Annotated in this window: 18 protein-coding genes and 2 pseudogenes; 10 read left to right on the top strand and 10 right to left on the bottom strand. The window is 60.6% G+C overall.

Annotated features, from left to right (window positions below):
- Positions 1 to 14: 14 nt before the first annotated feature.
- The 5 genes and pseudogenes from AB4099_RS27655 (at position 15) to floR (ending at position 2,465) form a co-directional block, all read left to right on the top strand.
- Positions 15 to 329 carry a hypothetical protein gene (locus tag AB4099_RS27655; protein ID WP_441480470.1) on the top strand — a complete coding sequence of 105 codons (315 nt, stop codon included), beginning with the start codon at positions 15 to 17 and terminating at the stop codon, positions 327 to 329.
- A pseudogene (locus AB4099_RS27650) lies at positions 317 to 484 on the top strand (ABC transporter substrate-binding protein); the annotation flags it as partial. The gene AB4099_RS27655 and the pseudogene AB4099_RS27650, both read left to right, overlap by 13 nt.
- 134 nt (positions 485 to 618) lie before the next feature.
- Positions 619 to 774 carry a hypothetical protein gene (locus AB4099_RS27645; protein ID WP_441480469.1) on the top strand — a complete coding sequence of 52 codons (156 nt, stop codon included), beginning with the start codon at positions 619 to 621 and terminating at the stop codon, positions 772 to 774.
- Between the two features lie 18 nt (positions 775 to 792).
- On the top strand, positions 793 to 1,185 hold the full coding sequence (locus AB4099_RS27640; RefSeq protein WP_441480422.1) for a hypothetical protein: 393 nt from the start codon (positions 793 to 795) through the stop codon (positions 1,183 to 1,185).
- 68 nt (positions 1,186 to 1,253) lie between these two features.
- The gene (gene floR, locus AB4099_RS27635; protein WP_441480421.1) at positions 1,254 to 2,465 is read left to right on the top strand and encodes a chloramphenicol/florfenicol efflux MFS transporter FloR; all 1,212 of its coding nucleotides are present in this window, start codon (positions 1,254 to 1,256) and stop codon (positions 2,463 to 2,465) included.
- 209 nt (positions 2,466 to 2,674) lie between these two features.
- Here floR and AB4099_RS27630 read toward each other — a convergent pair whose 3' ends face one another.
- Both AB4099_RS27630 and AB4099_RS27625 read right to left on the bottom strand, forming a co-directional pair.
- Positions 2,675 to 3,112, bottom strand: coding sequence for an acetyltransferase (locus AB4099_RS27630; protein ID WP_441480465.1), 438 nt, complete (start codon positions 3,110 to 3,112; stop codon positions 2,675 to 2,677).
- Between the two features lie 326 nt (positions 3,113 to 3,438).
- The gene (locus AB4099_RS27625; protein WP_441480420.1) at positions 3,439 to 3,936 is read right to left on the bottom strand and encodes a DUF2938 domain-containing protein; all 498 of its coding nucleotides are present in this window, start codon (positions 3,934 to 3,936) and stop codon (positions 3,439 to 3,441) included.
- A 112-nt stretch (positions 3,937 to 4,048) separates the two neighbouring features.
- Here AB4099_RS27625 and AB4099_RS27620 point away from each other — a divergent pair, with 112 nt between their 5' ends.
- The gene (locus tag AB4099_RS27620) at positions 4,049 to 4,357 is read left to right on the top strand and encodes an ArsR/SmtB family transcription factor (protein ID WP_441480419.1); all 309 of its coding nucleotides are present in this window, start codon (positions 4,049 to 4,051) and stop codon (positions 4,355 to 4,357) included.
- Here AB4099_RS27620 and AB4099_RS27615 read toward each other — a convergent pair.
- The 3 genes from AB4099_RS27615 to AB4099_RS27605 form a co-directional block, all read right to left on the bottom strand.
- Positions 4,316 to 4,900 carry an ATP-dependent Clp protease proteolytic subunit gene (locus AB4099_RS27615; RefSeq protein ID WP_441480418.1) on the bottom strand — a complete coding sequence of 195 codons (585 nt, stop codon included), beginning with the start codon at positions 4,898 to 4,900 and terminating at the stop codon, positions 4,316 to 4,318. The genes AB4099_RS27620 and AB4099_RS27615 overlap by 42 nt on opposite strands.
- Positions 4,897 to 5,283 (bottom strand): MerR family transcriptional regulator, encoded by a 387-nt coding sequence (locus AB4099_RS27610; RefSeq protein WP_441480417.1) that lies wholly within the window; start codon positions 5,281 to 5,283, stop codon positions 4,897 to 4,899. Before AB4099_RS27610 ends, AB4099_RS27615 begins: the two co-directional genes overlap by 4 nt.
- Positions 5,284 to 6,294: 1,011 nt before the next feature.
- Positions 6,295 to 6,936: a dihydrofolate reductase family protein gene (locus tag AB4099_RS27605; RefSeq protein ID WP_441480416.1), complete on the bottom strand. Its 642-nt coding sequence runs from the start codon at positions 6,934 to 6,936 to the stop codon at positions 6,295 to 6,297.
- 108 nt (positions 6,937 to 7,044) lie between these two features.
- Here AB4099_RS27605 and AB4099_RS27600 point away from each other — a divergent pair, with 108 nt between their 5' ends.
- From AB4099_RS27600 to AB4099_RS27590, 3 genes are all read left to right on the top strand, one after another.
- Positions 7,045 to 7,395 (top strand): ArsR/SmtB family transcription factor, encoded by a 351-nt coding sequence (locus AB4099_RS27600; RefSeq protein WP_441480415.1) that lies wholly within the window; start codon positions 7,045 to 7,047, stop codon positions 7,393 to 7,395.
- Complete coding sequence (locus AB4099_RS27595) at positions 7,379 to 7,858, top strand: SRPBCC family protein (protein ID WP_441480414.1); 480 nt, start codon at positions 7,379 to 7,381, stop codon at positions 7,856 to 7,858. The genes AB4099_RS27600 and AB4099_RS27595 overlap by 17 nt, the downstream gene beginning before the upstream one ends.
- A 481-nt stretch (positions 7,859 to 8,339) precedes the next feature.
- Positions 8,340 to 9,356, top strand: a complete 1,017-nt coding sequence (locus AB4099_RS27590) for an NAD-dependent epimerase/dehydratase family protein (RefSeq protein ID WP_441480413.1) — start codon at positions 8,340 to 8,342, stop codon at positions 9,354 to 9,356.
- 439 nt (positions 9,357 to 9,795) lie between these two features.
- Here AB4099_RS27590 and AB4099_RS27585 read toward each other — a convergent pair.
- A pseudogene (locus tag AB4099_RS27585) lies at positions 9,796 to 10,399 on the bottom strand (IS5 family transposase); the annotation flags it as partial.
- A gap of 97 nt (positions 10,400 to 10,496) precedes the next feature.
- Here AB4099_RS27585 and AB4099_RS27580 point away from each other — a divergent pair.
- On the top strand, positions 10,497 to 10,691 hold the full coding sequence (locus AB4099_RS27580; protein WP_441480412.1) for a hypothetical protein: 195 nt from the start codon (positions 10,497 to 10,499) through the stop codon (positions 10,689 to 10,691).
- 85 nt (positions 10,692 to 10,776) lie between these two features.
- Here AB4099_RS27580 and AB4099_RS27575 read toward each other — a convergent pair whose 3' ends face one another.
- From AB4099_RS27575 to AB4099_RS27560, 4 genes are read right to left on the bottom strand one after another with little or no spacing between them, the layout of a single operon-like run.
- The gene (locus AB4099_RS27575; RefSeq protein WP_441480411.1) at positions 10,777 to 12,366 is read right to left on the bottom strand and encodes an amidase; all 1,590 of its coding nucleotides are present in this window, start codon (positions 12,364 to 12,366) and stop codon (positions 10,777 to 10,779) included.
- Positions 12,363 to 13,190, bottom strand: a complete 828-nt coding sequence (locus AB4099_RS27570; RefSeq protein ID WP_441480410.1) for an ABC transporter ATP-binding protein — start codon at positions 13,188 to 13,190, stop codon at positions 12,363 to 12,365. The genes AB4099_RS27575 and AB4099_RS27570 overlap by 4 nt, the downstream gene beginning before the upstream one ends.
- On the bottom strand, positions 13,187 to 14,041 hold the full coding sequence (locus AB4099_RS27565) for an ABC transporter ATP-binding protein (protein ID WP_441480409.1): 855 nt from the start codon (positions 14,039 to 14,041) through the stop codon (positions 13,187 to 13,189). Before AB4099_RS27565 ends, AB4099_RS27570 begins: the two co-directional genes overlap by 4 nt.
- Positions 14,041 to 14,889, bottom strand: coding sequence for an ABC transporter permease (locus AB4099_RS27560; RefSeq protein WP_441480464.1), 849 nt, complete (start codon positions 14,887 to 14,889; stop codon positions 14,041 to 14,043). The genes AB4099_RS27565 and AB4099_RS27560 overlap by 1 nt, the downstream gene beginning before the upstream one ends.
- Between the last annotated feature and the right edge of the window lie 8 nt (positions 14,890 to 14,897).

The following is a 14,897-nucleotide window of genomic DNA, read 5'->3' as shown; positions in this document are numbered from 1 at the left end:
CCCCGACCTGGAGCGTGCATCGCGTATCCGCGGTGGCCTTCGCTGCCACCCTCGCATCCAGCTTCACCATTTGCGGCGCACAGGCCCGCGAGCTCCGGATCGCGCTGCCGAGCAACGTCAATACGCTAGACCCCGACAACGGCGAGAAGCTCGACGCCGAAGCGGTGAAATGGAATGTCGAGCGTGTACTCGATCCGAAGACCGGCGCCCGCAACAAGCCGTGGTGCGCCGCGATCTCCGAGGTCAAGGTCATATCGCCAACGGTCTCGAGTTCGCCACCACGGCCGCTTATCCTGACCTGCCCGACCAGACGTCGATGTTCCTGCTGATACCGCCGAAATGGACGGGTGAGAACAATCCCTCGGTCAGCGCCCTTGGCAGCGGGCCTTACGAGCTTGAGCGTTTCGCCAGCGGCGACCGGGCCGAGCTCAAGGCTCGGAAGGATTACTGGGTCGAAAGGCCGGTCTTCGACCGCGTGGTCTTCCGGATAATGCCTGAGGATTCCTCGCGCATCGCCGCGCTTATCGCCGATGACATTACCGCCTTCCCGACCTCCGAGCTCGCCGGCATCAAGGGAAGTGGCCGGGCCGATCCGGCGCCGTGCCGGGAACGCGCGGCATGTTCCTCAAGCTCAAAGCGGTGCGGGCACCGTTCAAGGACAATCCCAAGCTCTGGCGCGCGCTCAAACTTGCCGTCGGCCGCGTCGCGATCAATGACGGCCCGCTGAACAGGCTTAACGAGATCAGCCGCTGCCAACCGCTCTCGCCGGCCTAGTTCTGCTATAACCCGGATTTGAAGCCCGTCCCCTACGACCCCGCACAGGCGAAGAAGCTGCTCGCCAACGATCGAGCTAGAAATCCCAACCGGGCGCTATCTCCAGGCTTCCACATCAGCCAGGTCGTCGCCTCGCAGCTCGGCGAGATTGGCGTCACCGTCAACCTGCGCGAGATCGAGTTCGGCGCCTGGATGAACAAGTACGGCCGCGAGAGCGGTCTGAGGCCCCCTACAGGCGTTCGAAGGGTCACGTTGGGCGAATCATTGTCATGGCAGGGCATGGGCGTTGCAACGTCCAAAATCATTGAATATAGAAGATTCAAGCATCAAGGAGTCGCTGAGCGCGATGAGCGAAGAATCCGCAACCAGGTAAGCCGCAACAACATGCATTGTTGTTGCGGCGTTCTGTAAGGCCAATCCCAATCTGATTGCTAGCAAACAGACGCCGCCGTTCTCTCATTTCGAGCGGTTGATTTGCTATGACTAAAATACGCCCTGCGTGGGCCTTTTCCTTGCCAGCAGCTCTGCTGCTAATGGCGCCTTTTGACGTCCTCGCCGCACTGGCGATGGACATTTATCTTCCTGTCATTCCGGCGATGCCTGGCGTCCTGAATACGACGCCGTCCGTGATCCAACTTACCCTGAGCCTCTACATGGTCACGCTTGGCGTGGGCCAGGTGTTCTTTGGGCCGATCTCGGATCGCGTCGGACGACGACCTGTCCTGCTTGCGGGCGCAGCGGTCTTCATCGTCGCGTCTCTGGGGGCGGCTGGCTCGTCAACGGGTGCAGCCTTCGTCACCTTCCGTATTCTTCAAGCGCTCGGCGCGTCGGCCGCCCTGGTGGCGACATTCGCTACCGTCCGCGATGTCTATGCCGGTCGACCCGACGGCGCTGTCATTTACGGCCTGTTTAGTTCGATACTGGTCTTCGTTCCGGCGCTCGGTCCCATCGCCGGTGCGTTGATCGGGGAATATCTGGGATGGCGCGCGATATTCATCGTGCTGGCCGCGCTGGCCTTGGTTGCGTTCCTGAACGCTGGGTTCAGGTGGCATGAAACCCTTGCCGTGGATCGAGCCAAGGCTCGCCGGTCCGTATTGCCGCTCTTCACAAGCTTGGATTTCTGGGTTTACACGGTCGCATTCGGGGCTGGGATGGGCGCCTTCTTTGTCTTCTTCTCGACAGCTCCCCGTGTGCTCATAGAACGCGCCGGCTATTCCGAGATCGGTTTCAGCCTGGCCTTTGCAACCGTTGCGCTCGCCATGATCGTGACAACCCGGTTCGCGAAGGCCTTTGTCGCTAAATGGGGCATTGCGGGTTGCGTGAAACGCGGGATGGCGATGCTCGTGTTTGGCGCGATCCCGCTGGCGATCGGCGAACTCTTTGGCTCGCCGTCCTTCCTCAGCTTTATCCTCCCGATGGGGGTTATCGCGGTCGGGATCGTCTTCACCGTGTCCGTTACCGCCAACGGCGCTCTTGCACAGTTCGATGACATCGCGGGCACGGCGGTCGCGCTATACTTCTGCATTGAGAGCCTGATGGTCAGCGTCCTTGGGACGTTGGCGGTCACCATGCTGAGGGGCGACACCGCCTGGCCGATCGTATGTTACGCCGTGGCGATGGCGGCGGTGGTGATGCTGGGTTTAGCGCTGCTTCGATCTCGCGAGGCCGCCGATAACCCATCCGTCGCCTGAACGCGCTCGCAAGATAACTAGGGCCAACGGGCGCTCGTCCTCTTGGCCCAGGGTGGCGGTATCCTGACAGACGGGATATCGCTCATCTCATCGCGCTGCCGCCTGTCAGTGCGTGGCTTCTCGCCTTCTTTTTTAGGCGATTGGCAGCGCCGGCTGCGTCGTGGCGACATTCGTGACGATGAGCGATGTCGAGGCCCGCTGCGGTGTTCTTAGCCCATGTGTTCCAGGTGGATGAGCGGGTAGGGCCTGCCTTGCCCGTCAAGCGGTGAGCGGCCTGTGCGCTTGAATCCCATTTTCTCATAGAAGCCGACGGCTTGACCGTTCTGTTCATTGACGTCGGTTGTCATTTCGGGATGAAGCGCAAGGCCGTGGCGCACGAGCGTGGCGCCAATACCGGTTCGGCGACAAGCTGGATCGACGAACAGTGCCTCCATGTGTCCGTTGTCGATGAGCATGAAGGCAAGCGGATAATCATTGGCATCCACGGCAAGCCAGAGCGGTGCTTGGGGCAGAAACCCACACACCATCTCGTCGATGGCAAGGCGATCCTGCGGTGACAGAAAGTCATGCGTAGCGTTAACCGCGTTCCGCCAAATTTCAACTGCGCGCTCACCCTCGCCGGGCCGGGAAGATCTAATCTTAATAATTGCCATAGTGTATTCGTTTCAATCAAGTTAGCGTGGGGGGCTATGTTGGAAGGGATTTATCGACTGTCCAATAGTTCGATGAGATAGTTCACGCTCATTTCGGTCATGTCAGACGGAACAAACTCCGGGTGCGCTTCGGCCACCTGTTCAAATCCAGCACTGAGAAGAACCATCTCAGATGCAGGGTTTACTTGAACCGTTCGAGCGCGGAGCGTTATATCCCGGACGATAATGGGGAGGGCAGCATCAGCACCCATGGCCGACTGTTGATAGGGGGCGCTCGACCTCCCTCCGAGACCCCGCATCCGCCCCTCGACCGCTCGCGCTCATATGACGCCCTTGGTAAGCATCGCCGCCAGATAGAGGCCGATACCGAACACCGTATGCGTCATCAGGCTGCGGATGCGAGCCGTGGTCGGTGCCGGCGTTTTCGAGGCGGCTACGCCGAAGCCGAAGCCGGGCTGCATAATCAGGAACGGCGCCGCGACGGTGACGACTCCCATAAGCAGGGCAGGATGGAAGGTTGGCGCCTTCGCCCAGCCGAGGCCGACGATCGCAAGCAGGATCGCGGCGAAAAGGACGCCGATGACATAGTGCGCCGTCCAGCCAATGGCCCCTTCGCCCGGCACGGGGGCGGCTTTCAGGATGTTGTCATGACGAAACTTGCCGGAGGGCATGCTGGCCAGCCAGCGCCCGACCACCTGATAACCGAGCGAAGGGATCGAGAAGACACGCTTTAGAAAGACGGCCCAGAGGTCCATGACGATGGTTGCGCCGACGCCGATCATGACGGCTCTGGCGACGAATTCTACCCCTTGGTCCACTTTACCACCTCTTGGTCGCATTGTGGCTGCCTCGATCCTTGCAGCCAGAGTGTAGGCAGCCTCATACATTCAATAGACTGCTTTATCAATTGAATGTCGCTAAGGGGCCGTCATGACCCAGGATCAGCGGCAGTTTCAGTTTTTTCAGGAAGTGGCCGAACTGGCTCGCGCCGTTGGCAATGCGCAGCGCCTCATGCTGCTGCAACATATCGCGCAGGGTGAGCGGCCAGTGGAGCGTCTGGCCGAACTATCCGGCATGACGATCGCCAATACCTCGCAGCCCCTGCAGCAATTGAGGCTAGCTAACCTCGTCCTGTCGCGGCGCGAAGGCAAGAATGTCCATTACCGTCTCAGCAGCGGTCCAGGGTCTGTAACGGCCTTAGCTATCAGGCGCGAAAATTCTGTCGATGACGCCAAATGAGCGCGCCGCCTCAGCGTCCATAAAGCAACTGCGGTCGAGCGCCTGCTCGATCTCATGCAATGAGCGCCCGCAATGTTTCGCGTAGATCTCATTTAGACGGAGCTTCAGTTGCCAGAGATGTTCAGCATGGCGCCGAATGTCCGAGACTTGGCCGTCGAACGACCCGGTCGGCTGTTGGAGGACGACGCAAGCGTTGGGCAGCGCGATGCGGTCCCCGACTTGGCCGCCCATCAGGATGAAAGCTCCCATTGCCCGAGCGGTGCCAATGCAAACGGTTGATACCGGGCACTGCACGTGCTGCATCGTGTCGTAGACCGCGAGAGCACTGGTCACCGACCCGCCGGGACAATTGACATACAGAGATATCGGCTTCTCCGGGTTTTCCCCTTCGAGCAGCAAAAGCTGAGCGCACACCAGGCTGGCTAGGGCGTCGTCGAGGGGGCCGTTCAGGAACACGATCCTCTCACGCAACAACCGCGAAAAAAGGTCGAACGAGCGTTCGCCATTGCTTCGCTGCTCTACAACGGTGGGAACAAAATTCACTTACGGTCGCCCCCGCCAGCCAGTCGCTCGACAAGCTCAAAAAGCTTGGCCCGCTCTGCTGACGCCTTGTCCTTGTCTTCTCGGCGTTCGGCTTCGGACTGGTCCAGACGCACGCGCAGGTCCTCGATCTGGGAGCGAAGCGCCTGAACCAATTCCGGACTGCCATCGGAAGATTGAAGGGGAGTGGCCATGCCGACAGTCTGTCGCTGCTCTGCTCCGGTGGGGGCAGAGGCGTTTCCAAGCACTTCGTCCGGCAACTCGACGCGCCAGTGTCCGCGTTCGTCGCGCTCGCCAACAAGTGCTCCCGAGCGCACCCGTCGGCGAACGGTATCCATCGAGATATTCAAGAGGTTTGCCGTCTCCGGCAGGCTTGCCTTGGTCATGAGGTGTCCATGCGATTCTACATCAGCAATACCTATGCATGCATACGCACGCTTATGCAAGACAGAGCACAAGTGATCGTCGCCAGGGAGACTGATTGGTGGATGTCAGCAATCCACCCTCCTGCGACCTTGGGAACGTCTGCTAATGGGCAAGGCTCCGGTGACCTTCCGCGCGCCCGGCCGCCGACGCCAGCTTGGGCGGGAACCTGCCGTTTCCGCATGACCGAATCCAGTTTGGCAAACCTAGCTGCCAAGTCCCTTGAGAAGCCAGGAGCGTGGCAAACGCTCGCCGCCTTCATCGAAACCGCCCGTATTGAGATCAATCCAAGCGTCGATGTCCTTGTTGGTCCCGCTCAGTTTGCGCCCGGGCTTCCGCGAACCAGTGCCTCGCTTTCTCCGACATTTTTGGATCAAGCGAGAGAGCCACTGAGACACTGGAAAATTCTTGCGGCTTCTTAGTCCTACTCGCTCCAAACATCTCTACCCAGCTTAGCCCTCATGGCGCATGGTAAAGGCCGACTGTTTGGCCGGTCGCGCCGGCCCCTGGGACCGTCGCACCCCCGCCTCGCTGGACAAGCTCCGATCCAGCTCTCCAAGTCGGCAGATCGAGCTGCGCAGGATGTTCTCGAAAGCAAGGACAGCGAACGGCCGCTGGGCGGGATCATGCCCCTCGATCCCGGGCTTCACATCACTCGATGCCTCACCAAATCTTTCGGAGGCGGCGAGGAGCCTGGAACCTTTCCGGTTCAATCACTTACTAAGCGCCCGCTGGTCTTTGTTACCGAATGCCGAAATTTTCTTCCTGACCCCGCGCCTGGGAAAGCCCGTTATCCTAGTGGTGAAAATCTGACGCTTGGAACCTGACGAGGACAGCCGCTCTGGGTGGAAGGCGGACTGGCAAGGTTTGGTTATGGAACCAGGAAAAGTGGACATTGTTCGAGGGCGAAACGGGAAGGCAGTCATCGACCAAGTTTGGGCAGTCCATGATGGCCGTAAGTCACGGCCTGGCGGCTAGCGCTGGAACGTGAGGTGGACAGTGCCGCTCTCGGCCGTTTCCGACTTGATGGTGTAGCCGGCTTCCAACCCGCGTAACTCGTCCCAGAGGCGTATGCCCCGCCCCAGCAGAATTGGGGTAATGGCTACATGCAGGCGGTCGACAAGCCCGGCCTTCAGATAGTCGCGAACCATGGTTGGTCCGCCACCTATCCGCACATCCTTGCCGTTTGCGGCTGTCACGGCCTGCTGCAGCGCATCAACCGGGTCCGCCGCGAGGAAGTGGAACGTGGTGCCTCCAGCCATCTCGATGGAGGGCCGTCGCTTGTGCGTCAGGACGAAGACCGGGCAGCCGAATGGCGGCTCATCGCCCCACCACCCCTTCCAATTCGGATCGTCGGGAAAGCTGTGCAGCCCGAACTTGCCGGCGCCCATGATTTCCGCGCCGATGTTGTCGAAGTAGTCCTTTGCATACGCATCGTCCATGCCGGTGGTGCCTTTGCCGCTGGTGTCCTTGAACACACGCTCTCGGAACGTCCTCGTCGCGACATAAGCGCCGACCAGGCGCGACCAGTCCTGGCCGAACGGATTGTCTGGCGTCTGGTCCGTCGTTGTTGCGAAGCCATCGAGCGAGATAACAAGGTCGACACGAACTGCCACTGGAGCGCTCCCAAACACTAAGGTAGTCACCTTCATATTTGCAGCCAAACACTAAGGCAAGTGCCTTTTTATTATTGACCGGCACGGCCGGCCGCTTTACCGAGCTATATGCCCTACCACTCGACCCCCCTCGACCTCGCCTTTCACGCCCTCAGCGACCCGACCCGCCGCGCGGTGGTGTCGCGGCTGGTCGAGGGCGAGCTGCCGGTGACCGCACTGGCCGAGCCTTTCGACATGGCGCTGCCCTCCTTCGCCCAGCATCTCAAGGTGTTGGAGGATTGCGGATTGATCGCCAGCGAGAAGCGCGGGCGCAGCCGCTGGTGCCGGCTGGAGCGGGCGCGCTTCGCCGAGGCGGCAGACTGGATGGAAGCGGAGCGCCGACGCTGGGCCGAGCGGCTCGACCGGCTGGAAACTTATTTGGACAAGGCGGAAGAGAACGACGATGGAAAAGCTGTTTGAGACCTGGTCGCTCGACCGTGAGATCGTGCTGGTCAAGGTGCTGAAGCACCCGCGCAATAAGGTCTTCGCCGCCTGGATGGACCCGGAAGCGCTGGCGCAGTGGTACGGCCCGGCTGGCCTCAACATCGAGAACCACAAGGCCGATATCCGCGAAGGCGGGGAATGGCGCTTCGACATGGTGGGCGTGTTCGAGGGCCAAAAGCAGCGCTTCCCCAATCTCATGCGCTTCTTGAAGATCGTGCCGAACGAGCTGATCGTGGTGGACTATGGTACCCCGGACGCCAACGACCCAGAGCGCTTCTACATGACGGTTACCTTCGATGAGCAGACCGACGGCAAGACCGTGCTGACCATGCGCCAGCTTCACCCAAGCCGCGAACGCCGACAGGTGGTCGTCGGTTTCGGCGCGGTGGAATATGGGCTGCAGACGCTGGACGGCCTCGCCACGTGGCTGGATGGTTGAACGCTGATCATCTGGAGGGTTGGCGGTCGCCGCGCCATAGTGCCCATAAACGACCGCTTTCAGGACTTTGCGGTCCAACCGCGAACGGCAGAAATGGGTCGATTGTGTTGAAAAAATCCGACCCAACCGAAATGGAAGTCACTCCAGCATTCAACGGAGAATATTGTTCCCCGCTAGTTCCTAGAGCGCCTATTTTGGCAGCCGATTACGCCCGCGCGAAGATGGAATATCTCCACTTCGGAGGGCCGAACCCGCACCAAGTATTGCCGCGGACTTTTTCAACGCAATCGGTCGTTTCCCGCCATTCCCAGTGGGTACCAAGCGTCAGATTTTTACCACTAGACTGCGTAACTCACCTAGGTGCCCTTTCCTCGCTAGCGTGTCTTGAAATCCATCTTTCGGATTTGGCTTATGCAATGTGAGTGCACTCTCGGCACGAGCATAACTTTGTTCGCAATTTTCTCTGACAGGAAGGAGTCCGATGGTGCCGAAGGCCGTAATTGTTGGAGGGACCGGACAGATCGGGCTCGCAACGGCTCGACGCATGATTGGTGCAGGCTGGGACGTAACCGTCGTGAGCCGCCACGTCAAAGCTCTGCCCGACGGATGTCGCCACGTCGGAGTCGACGGGCGCGACGTTGAGGCATTGTCGGCCGCGGTCAGCTTCGATACCGACCTCCTGCTGTCCTGTGTAGCCTTTGACACGGCCGATGCGGAATGTCTTGTTCAAGCGGGACGTGCAGTTGGGCGCATCGTGGCAATCTCAAGCGCAAGCGTTTACTGCGATGCTGAAGGACGGACGCTGGATGAGGCATCTGTGTGCGGATTCCCTGTTTTTTCTGTGCCGTTGACCGAGCAGAGTCTAACAGTTGCGCCCGGACCAGAAACCTACTCGACGCGAAAGGTCGCGATGGAAAACACGTTACTGAGTCGCGCGGCGTGCCCAGTGACGATTCTGCGCCCCTGCGCAATCCACGGACCCGAGAGCAAACATGCCCGAGAATGGTGGTTCGTGAAGAGGTTGTTGGACGGCCAGTCGAAAATTCCACTGGCCTATGGCGGCTGCAGCCGCTTCCAGACTACGTCTGTCGCGGCAATTGCCGACGCAGTAGTTCGTGCGGCGGGGGGAGACTTGCCGGCAGTGGCCAACGTTTCCGATGCAGATAGTCCGACTGTAGCGGAGATCGGTCGGGCGATTATGGATATTATGGGTATGCGGGCGGAACTAATTGGCTTACCTGACGCGCCGTTATTCCCACCGGCGCTGGGCGCAACGCCGTGGTCGATTCCCCGGCCCATGATCTTCTCAGGCGCGGCGACCGCGCAGGCAACCTACGCACAATCCGCCGGCCCAGCGGTCAGATGGCTCGTCGAGCATGTTGGAAACGACAATTGGCGAACGCGCTTGCCGCAACTTGCCACATACCCCACGCCCCTTTTTGACTACGAAGCCGACGATCGCGCCTTTCAGTTGTTGGGAGCAGGGTCTTTTACATAGCGTAACGTTGTCGATGCTCACGGCGGGGCGACAGCGCATTTCGATCTTCGCCGAAGCGGCTTCGCTTTCAGAAGGAGCGCTCGAAAATGTCCACCTCGACTTCGGTGACAGGAACACGTCCAGCCAGTCGTCGACGAAGGGCAGCTTCGAAGGCGTCGGGTGGCGGCATCGTGGAGCCGGCGACGGCTCGGGAAACAGCAATGCCAATGCCCCTTCATCGATGCCAATCCTTGCACCTAGGATCTGCTTTTCCTGTATTCAGTCAGTCCCGAGCCAGTATGGCGGTTGAAGTACTTGCTTAGATAGGATGCGGCCGCAAAGCGAATATCATTCTCAATTTGCTGTAGAGGTTCTTTTGTTGGATGAGTTGCTTTCTGATTTCCAAGATCTCCTGCCTGTCAATCAACGTCTTAGTGCCTGACTCAAAACTGTACGAAGGGTAGCAATACCTTGCGATGCGATGAGTGAGGAGCCTGAGATTTGCGAAGAGGACCCAGGCCTCAGCGCTGGCGATGGTTCTCTCGACATCCATTGCGAGCGTGCGGCAGCGGCCGAGCCAGGCGAAGGTTCGCTCGACGACCCATCTTCGCGGCAGGACTTCGAAGCCCTGCGCCTGATCGGAGCGCTTGATGATCTGAAGGGTCCATCGTCCGATCTTGCGGAGGCGCCCCTTGAGCTTGTTGCCGCCATAGCCGCCGTCGGCGAAGACATGACGCAGCCAGGGCTCGCGATGGCGAACGGAGTTCAGCACATCAACGGCGCCGTCCCAATCCTGGATATCGGCGCCGTGGACGACGGGCCCGACCAGAAGGCCAAGCGCGTCGGTCAGGATGTGGCGCTTGCGGCCCTTGATCTTCTTGCCGGCGTCAAAGCCGCGGGCGCCGCCGCTTTCGGTGGTCTTGACGCTCTGGCTGTCGATGACGCCGGCGGTCGGGCTGCCCTCCCGGCCTTCCAGTTCGCGCCGCGGTGACGAGATGGTGGTTGATGGTCTTCAGAAGGCCGCGGTCGCGCCAAACGTAGCAGTAGCGCTGAACCGTGGTGTAGTCCTAGGTGAATGTGCCTTTACCAGAAGTGTCGGTTGATCCGCTGAGCTTCCGCGACAACATGCGCTATATAGACCGTCTCGAGGAGGCGAGAACGATGACCGGGCTGCAGGACACGGTCAAAGTGGCCCGCGGCACACTCGAGGGCATTCCTGTCACGTTAGCGGTCCAAGACTTCCATTTCATCAGCGGCTCGCATGGCATGGCGGCCGGTGAAGCCATCATCACAGCAGTAGAATCAGCCATCTCGCACCACACGCCTGAGACATTCCATAAGATCAGGCTCAAATGAGTTTGTGACTTATCTCACAGTATGATCGCAGTTTTTGCGATGTGATGCGCTTCCGCGCTTGTGCATTTATTCGGTTACGGTGCTTTCAGAATTGCCGGGGAATGGGCGTGTCCATCCACCGCGTCGCGTTTTCATAGGCATGCGCAACCTGAAACAGAGTCGCCTCGTCGTAAGCACGGCCGACGAGCTGGAAGCCGAGGGGTAGGCTCGCGCTGCTGAATCCTCCACATAGGGCAAGCGCCGGGTGCCCGGTGACATTGAAGGCGATCGTAGGCGACGGGGCGTTCCAGTACCCGTCAGGGCCGCCCCATTCGAGCTTTGGAGCAGCGGACCTTGCCGAAACCGTCAGGATGATGTCGCACTTCTCGAACGCGCCATCGACGGCCATCCTGAGTACGGACCTCATTCGGAGTGCTTGAATGTAGTCACTGGCGGTGATGGCGCTGCCAGTCCGCAATCGATCCCGAGTCCATCGCCCGAATGCTTCGGGCCGTTCAGCTAAATCCTGGCGGTGAAAGGCATAAGCTTCGCTTAGCAAGATGAGGCGACCGCATGCCGAGAACATCTCGTTCGGCGGCAGCGCAACATCCACGAGACAGCAACCTAGGCCCTGCAGATCCCCTGCCACGGCGTCAATCGCATGACGGATATCTTCAGAGGCACCGCCTTCGAATTCAAAAAAGCCCCGCAACAGGCCGACCCGCAACCCCGTCAGGGGCCTGCCGATCCGGTCGGTGAAATCGGCAACAGGATTGGTGACCGAATGCGGATCGGCCGGATCATGCCCCGCGATCGCCTGGAAAATCGCGGCGCAGTCCCCTACAGTCCGGGCCATCGGGCCGCAATGGTCGAGACTCCAGGACAGCGGCAGGATACCCGAGCGACCTACTCGACCATATGTCGGCTTTAGGCCGACTCCGCCGCAATAGGATACAGGGTTACGGATCGAGCCGCCCGTGTCCGTACCCAACGCGCCGGCGCAGAAACCGGCCATGATCGCTGCAGCCGAGCCGCTGCTCGAACCGCCGGTGTCATAATCAAGGTTCCAGGGATTTCGGGATGCCCCGAAGGGCAGGTCCTCGGGTGGACCGGCATAAGCGAATTCGTGCGTCACGACCTTGCCTATGATCACCGCGCCCGCCTCGCGCAATTTCCTCACGCACGCGGCATCCGCCGCGGCGGGCTCGGCTCCGCGGACATGCGAATTCGCCCGGGTCGGCATTCCCTCGACGTCAATCACGTCCTTGATGACGAGGGGAATGCCGTGCAGCACGCCCCGGTAGCAACCCCGCTTGAGCTCCTCCGATCGTTCGGCGGCCATCGCAACGGCGCCATCCAGGTCGAGATGCGCGAACGCTCCGATCACCTCATCCCCGGCTGCGATGCGAGCGAGATACTCCCGCGTCAGCGCGACCGGCGACAGACTGTCCGCCGCGATCTCGCGGGCCGCCTCGATCAGCGGAGAGCGCACCCCACCTTGCACCAACGCCGCAAGCCGCATCGTCGCCTGTCGCCTCGACACTGCTTCAGCAATAGGCGCAACAATGAAGTGCGGTGTGATCGAACATGGCAGCGGGCTATGAACTTGCGCTGCAAGACGCTCGATTATGGTGCTGCCCTCGGCTATCTCGGCGCCAGATGCCGTATCCGGGACAAGGTCGTTGGACTCCATCATTGGACCCTTATCAAGGGAGCGCTGGATGCCGCCGGCGCTCCGGCCACCGGCTGATGGGGCCCTCGTACATAGCCCGCGCTCGATGCCAACAATTGTTGCGTGTAGAATGCTTCAACGGCGCCGCTACGGAGCGCTTCCACCGACACGGTCTCTTCCAGCCTGCCGGCGCGCATCACTAGGATGCGGTCGCACATGTGCCCAACGACCGCGAGATCATGGGTCACGAAGAGATAGCTCAACCTCAGCTCTTCTCGCAGGTCCGACAGCAGATTCAGGATCTCCGCCTGCACCGAAACGTCCAAAGCCGATGTGGGCTCGTCTAGAAGCAAGAGCGAAGGATTGGGTAGAAGTGCCCTTGCGATCGCGACCCGCTGGCGCTGGCCTCCCGACAACTCATTAGGATAGCGATAGAGGATGTCCGCTGGCAACCGGACCTGGTCCAGCAGGCGGGAGATCGTCCGGTCCGCACTCTCCAGCCCGTGGATGGTTGCAATCTCGCGTAGCGCGGTGAATACCGTATGCTTCGGGTGCAGCGAGGCATAAGGGTCCTGGAAAACCATCTGCGCTGTCTTGGAAAAGGCGTTGGAACGAGGTCTCGTCAGCGGTTCGCCGCTGAGCCTGATCTCTCCCTCGGTTACATCAGCCAGTCCGACGATCGCCTTCAGGATCGTCGACTTTCCTGACCCCGATTCTCCGACGATCCCGAGCGCCTCCCCGCGTTCCAACATGAAGGAGACATCATTCACTGCCGTCGTTTCCTTTCGTCCCGAGGAGAAGACAATTCGCAGCTTCGATACGTCCAGTATCGCAGGACGGTTCATCATGTGAATAGCGTGCTCCGATCGAAGGTCGTCAGTCGGCTGCGTCGATCCGACAATGAAGGTCGTGCGGCCAGCAGCGCGCGGGTATAAGGATGTCGAGCCTCCGAAAGGCGTCGCGCCTCGATCTCCTCGACCAAGCGGCCCTTCAGCATCACGAGCACCCTGTCGCAAAAGGTCGAGACCAAGTCCAAGTCGTGAGAGATGAAGAGCAGCCCTAGCCCGCGCTGCTCGACGAGATCATCAAGGATGCGCAGGATCTGAGAGCGCACCGTCACGTCCAGAGCCGATGTCGGTTCATCGGCGATGAGGATTTCCGGCTCCGGCGCCAGCATGGCGGCGATCATCACGCGTTGACCCATACCTCCGGACAATTGGTGCGGGTACAAGTCGTAGACATTTTGCGGGTCGCGTATCTTCACTGCCTCCAGCAGTTCGAGCGCACGGTCCCGCTTGCTCGGCGATGCCGACCGCAGCCCTTCCTCGATCTGCCTGCCGACCGTCATCATCGGATCCAAGCAGTATTTCGGATCCTGAAGGACCATAGAGATGCGGGCGCCGCGGATGCGGCGCAGCGCCTTTTCCGGGAGGGCGAGCAAGTTTTGGCTGCTGTCCTTCAGTTGCACCACGCCGTGACGGGCATGGGCGGCTGGGGGGAGCAGGCCGATGATCGCCCTGGCCGTCATCGTCTTTCCGGAGCCGGATTCGCCGACGATCGCGAGCCTTTCGCGCCCCAGGTTGAAGGAGACGCCATGGACGACGTCGTTGGGTGCGCTGCGCGGCCCGACGGCGATATGCAGGTCGCGGACCTGGAGAAGGGAGCCATCATCCTCCCTTGGGGACGGAAGCGTCATCATCAAGATCTCGGATCAAGGACGTCGCGCAAAGCGTCGCCGAACAGATTGAAGGCGAGGCTCGTCAGCAAAATGGCGAGACCCGGGAAGGCCGCTATCCAGGGATCGTCCATCATGTATTCACGCCCCGTCGCGAGCATGCTGCCCCATTCAGGATCCGGCGGCCGCACGCCGAGGCCGAGGAAGCCGAGGCCAGCCGCTGTAAGAATGATGGTCGCCATGTTCATCGTTCCCCGGACAATGAGGGACGAAACGCACATTGGGACGATGTGGCGCAGCACGATGCGGTGCCAACGCGCTCCCTGGATACGAATGACGGACACATAGTCCGCTTGGCGAACGATCAGCGTTTCGGCACGAGCCAGACGAGCGATCTGCGGCCAGAGCGTCGCGGCGATCGCAATCACGGCATTTTCTAGGCTGGGACCGAGCATCGAAACCAGAGTCAGGGCCAGCACGAGACCGGGTACGGCCAAGAAGACGTCGCAGAGTCGCATCAGCACGATGTCGACCAAGCCGCCGAGGTAGCCGGCTACGGTTCCCACGAATAAACCGACGGGAAGCGCGATGATGGAAACCAGAAATATGATCCGGAAAGTGACTCGCGCGCCCCAGACGATGCGGCTGAAAATGTCGCGTCCGAGTTCGTCGGTACCGCAGAGATGGGGCCAGCTCGGAGGCATGAGGCGCCTTGTGAGATCTTGGGCAAGCGGGTCGTAAGGAGCGATCAGCGGGGCAGCGATGGCCATGGTGCCAAGCAGGAGAATGAAGGACAGCCCGATCAAGCCCAGGCCGTTGCGGGAGAGCTTGCCGCAGAACCGCAGCGCGCTCGCCCTGTAAGCAACAGCCAGGGACCGAG

Source organism: Allobosea sp. 2KB_26, from assembly GCF_052115715.1.
Lineage (GTDB): Bacteria > Pseudomonadota > Alphaproteobacteria > Rhizobiales > Beijerinckiaceae > Allobosea.
This window is presented reverse-complemented; position numbering and strand designations above follow the sequence as displayed.

Excerpts from the sequence above, each read along its gene's own strand:
- floR (WP_441480421.1), top strand. The coding sequence starts at position 1,254 with ATGACTAAAATACGCCCTGCGTGGGCCTTTTCCTTGCCAGCAGCTCTG.
- AB4099_RS27590 (WP_441480413.1), top strand. The coding sequence starts at position 8,340 with ATGGTGCCGAAGGCCGTAATTGTTGGAGGGACCGGACAGATCGGGCTC.
- AB4099_RS27565 (WP_441480409.1), bottom strand. The coding sequence starts at position 14,041 with ATGATGACGCTTCCGTCCCCAAGGGAGGATGATGGCTCCCTTCTCCAG.
- AB4099_RS27620 (WP_441480419.1), top strand. The coding sequence starts at position 4,049 with ATGACCCAGGATCAGCGGCAGTTTCAGTTTTTTCAGGAAGTGGCCGAA.
- AB4099_RS27600 (WP_441480415.1), top strand. The coding sequence starts at position 7,045 with ATGCCCTACCACTCGACCCCCCTCGACCTCGCCTTTCACGCCCTCAGC.
- AB4099_RS27595 (WP_441480414.1), top strand. The coding sequence starts at position 7,379 with ATGGAAAAGCTGTTTGAGACCTGGTCGCTCGACCGTGAGATCGTGCTG.
- AB4099_RS27645 (WP_441480469.1), top strand. The coding sequence starts at position 619 with ATGTTCCTCAAGCTCAAAGCGGTGCGGGCACCGTTCAAGGACAATCCC.
- AB4099_RS27580 (WP_441480412.1), top strand. The coding sequence starts at position 10,497 with ATGACCGGGCTGCAGGACACGGTCAAAGTGGCCCGCGGCACACTCGAG.
- AB4099_RS27575 (WP_441480411.1), bottom strand. The coding sequence starts at position 12,366 with ATGATGGAGTCCAACGACCTTGTCCCGGATACGGCATCTGGCGCCGAG.
- AB4099_RS27570 (WP_441480410.1), bottom strand. The coding sequence starts at position 13,190 with ATGATGAACCGTCCTGCGATACTGGACGTATCGAAGCTGCGAATTGTC.
- AB4099_RS27610 (WP_441480417.1), bottom strand. The coding sequence starts at position 5,283 with ATGACCAAGGCAAGCCTGCCGGAGACGGCAAACCTCTTGAATATCTCG.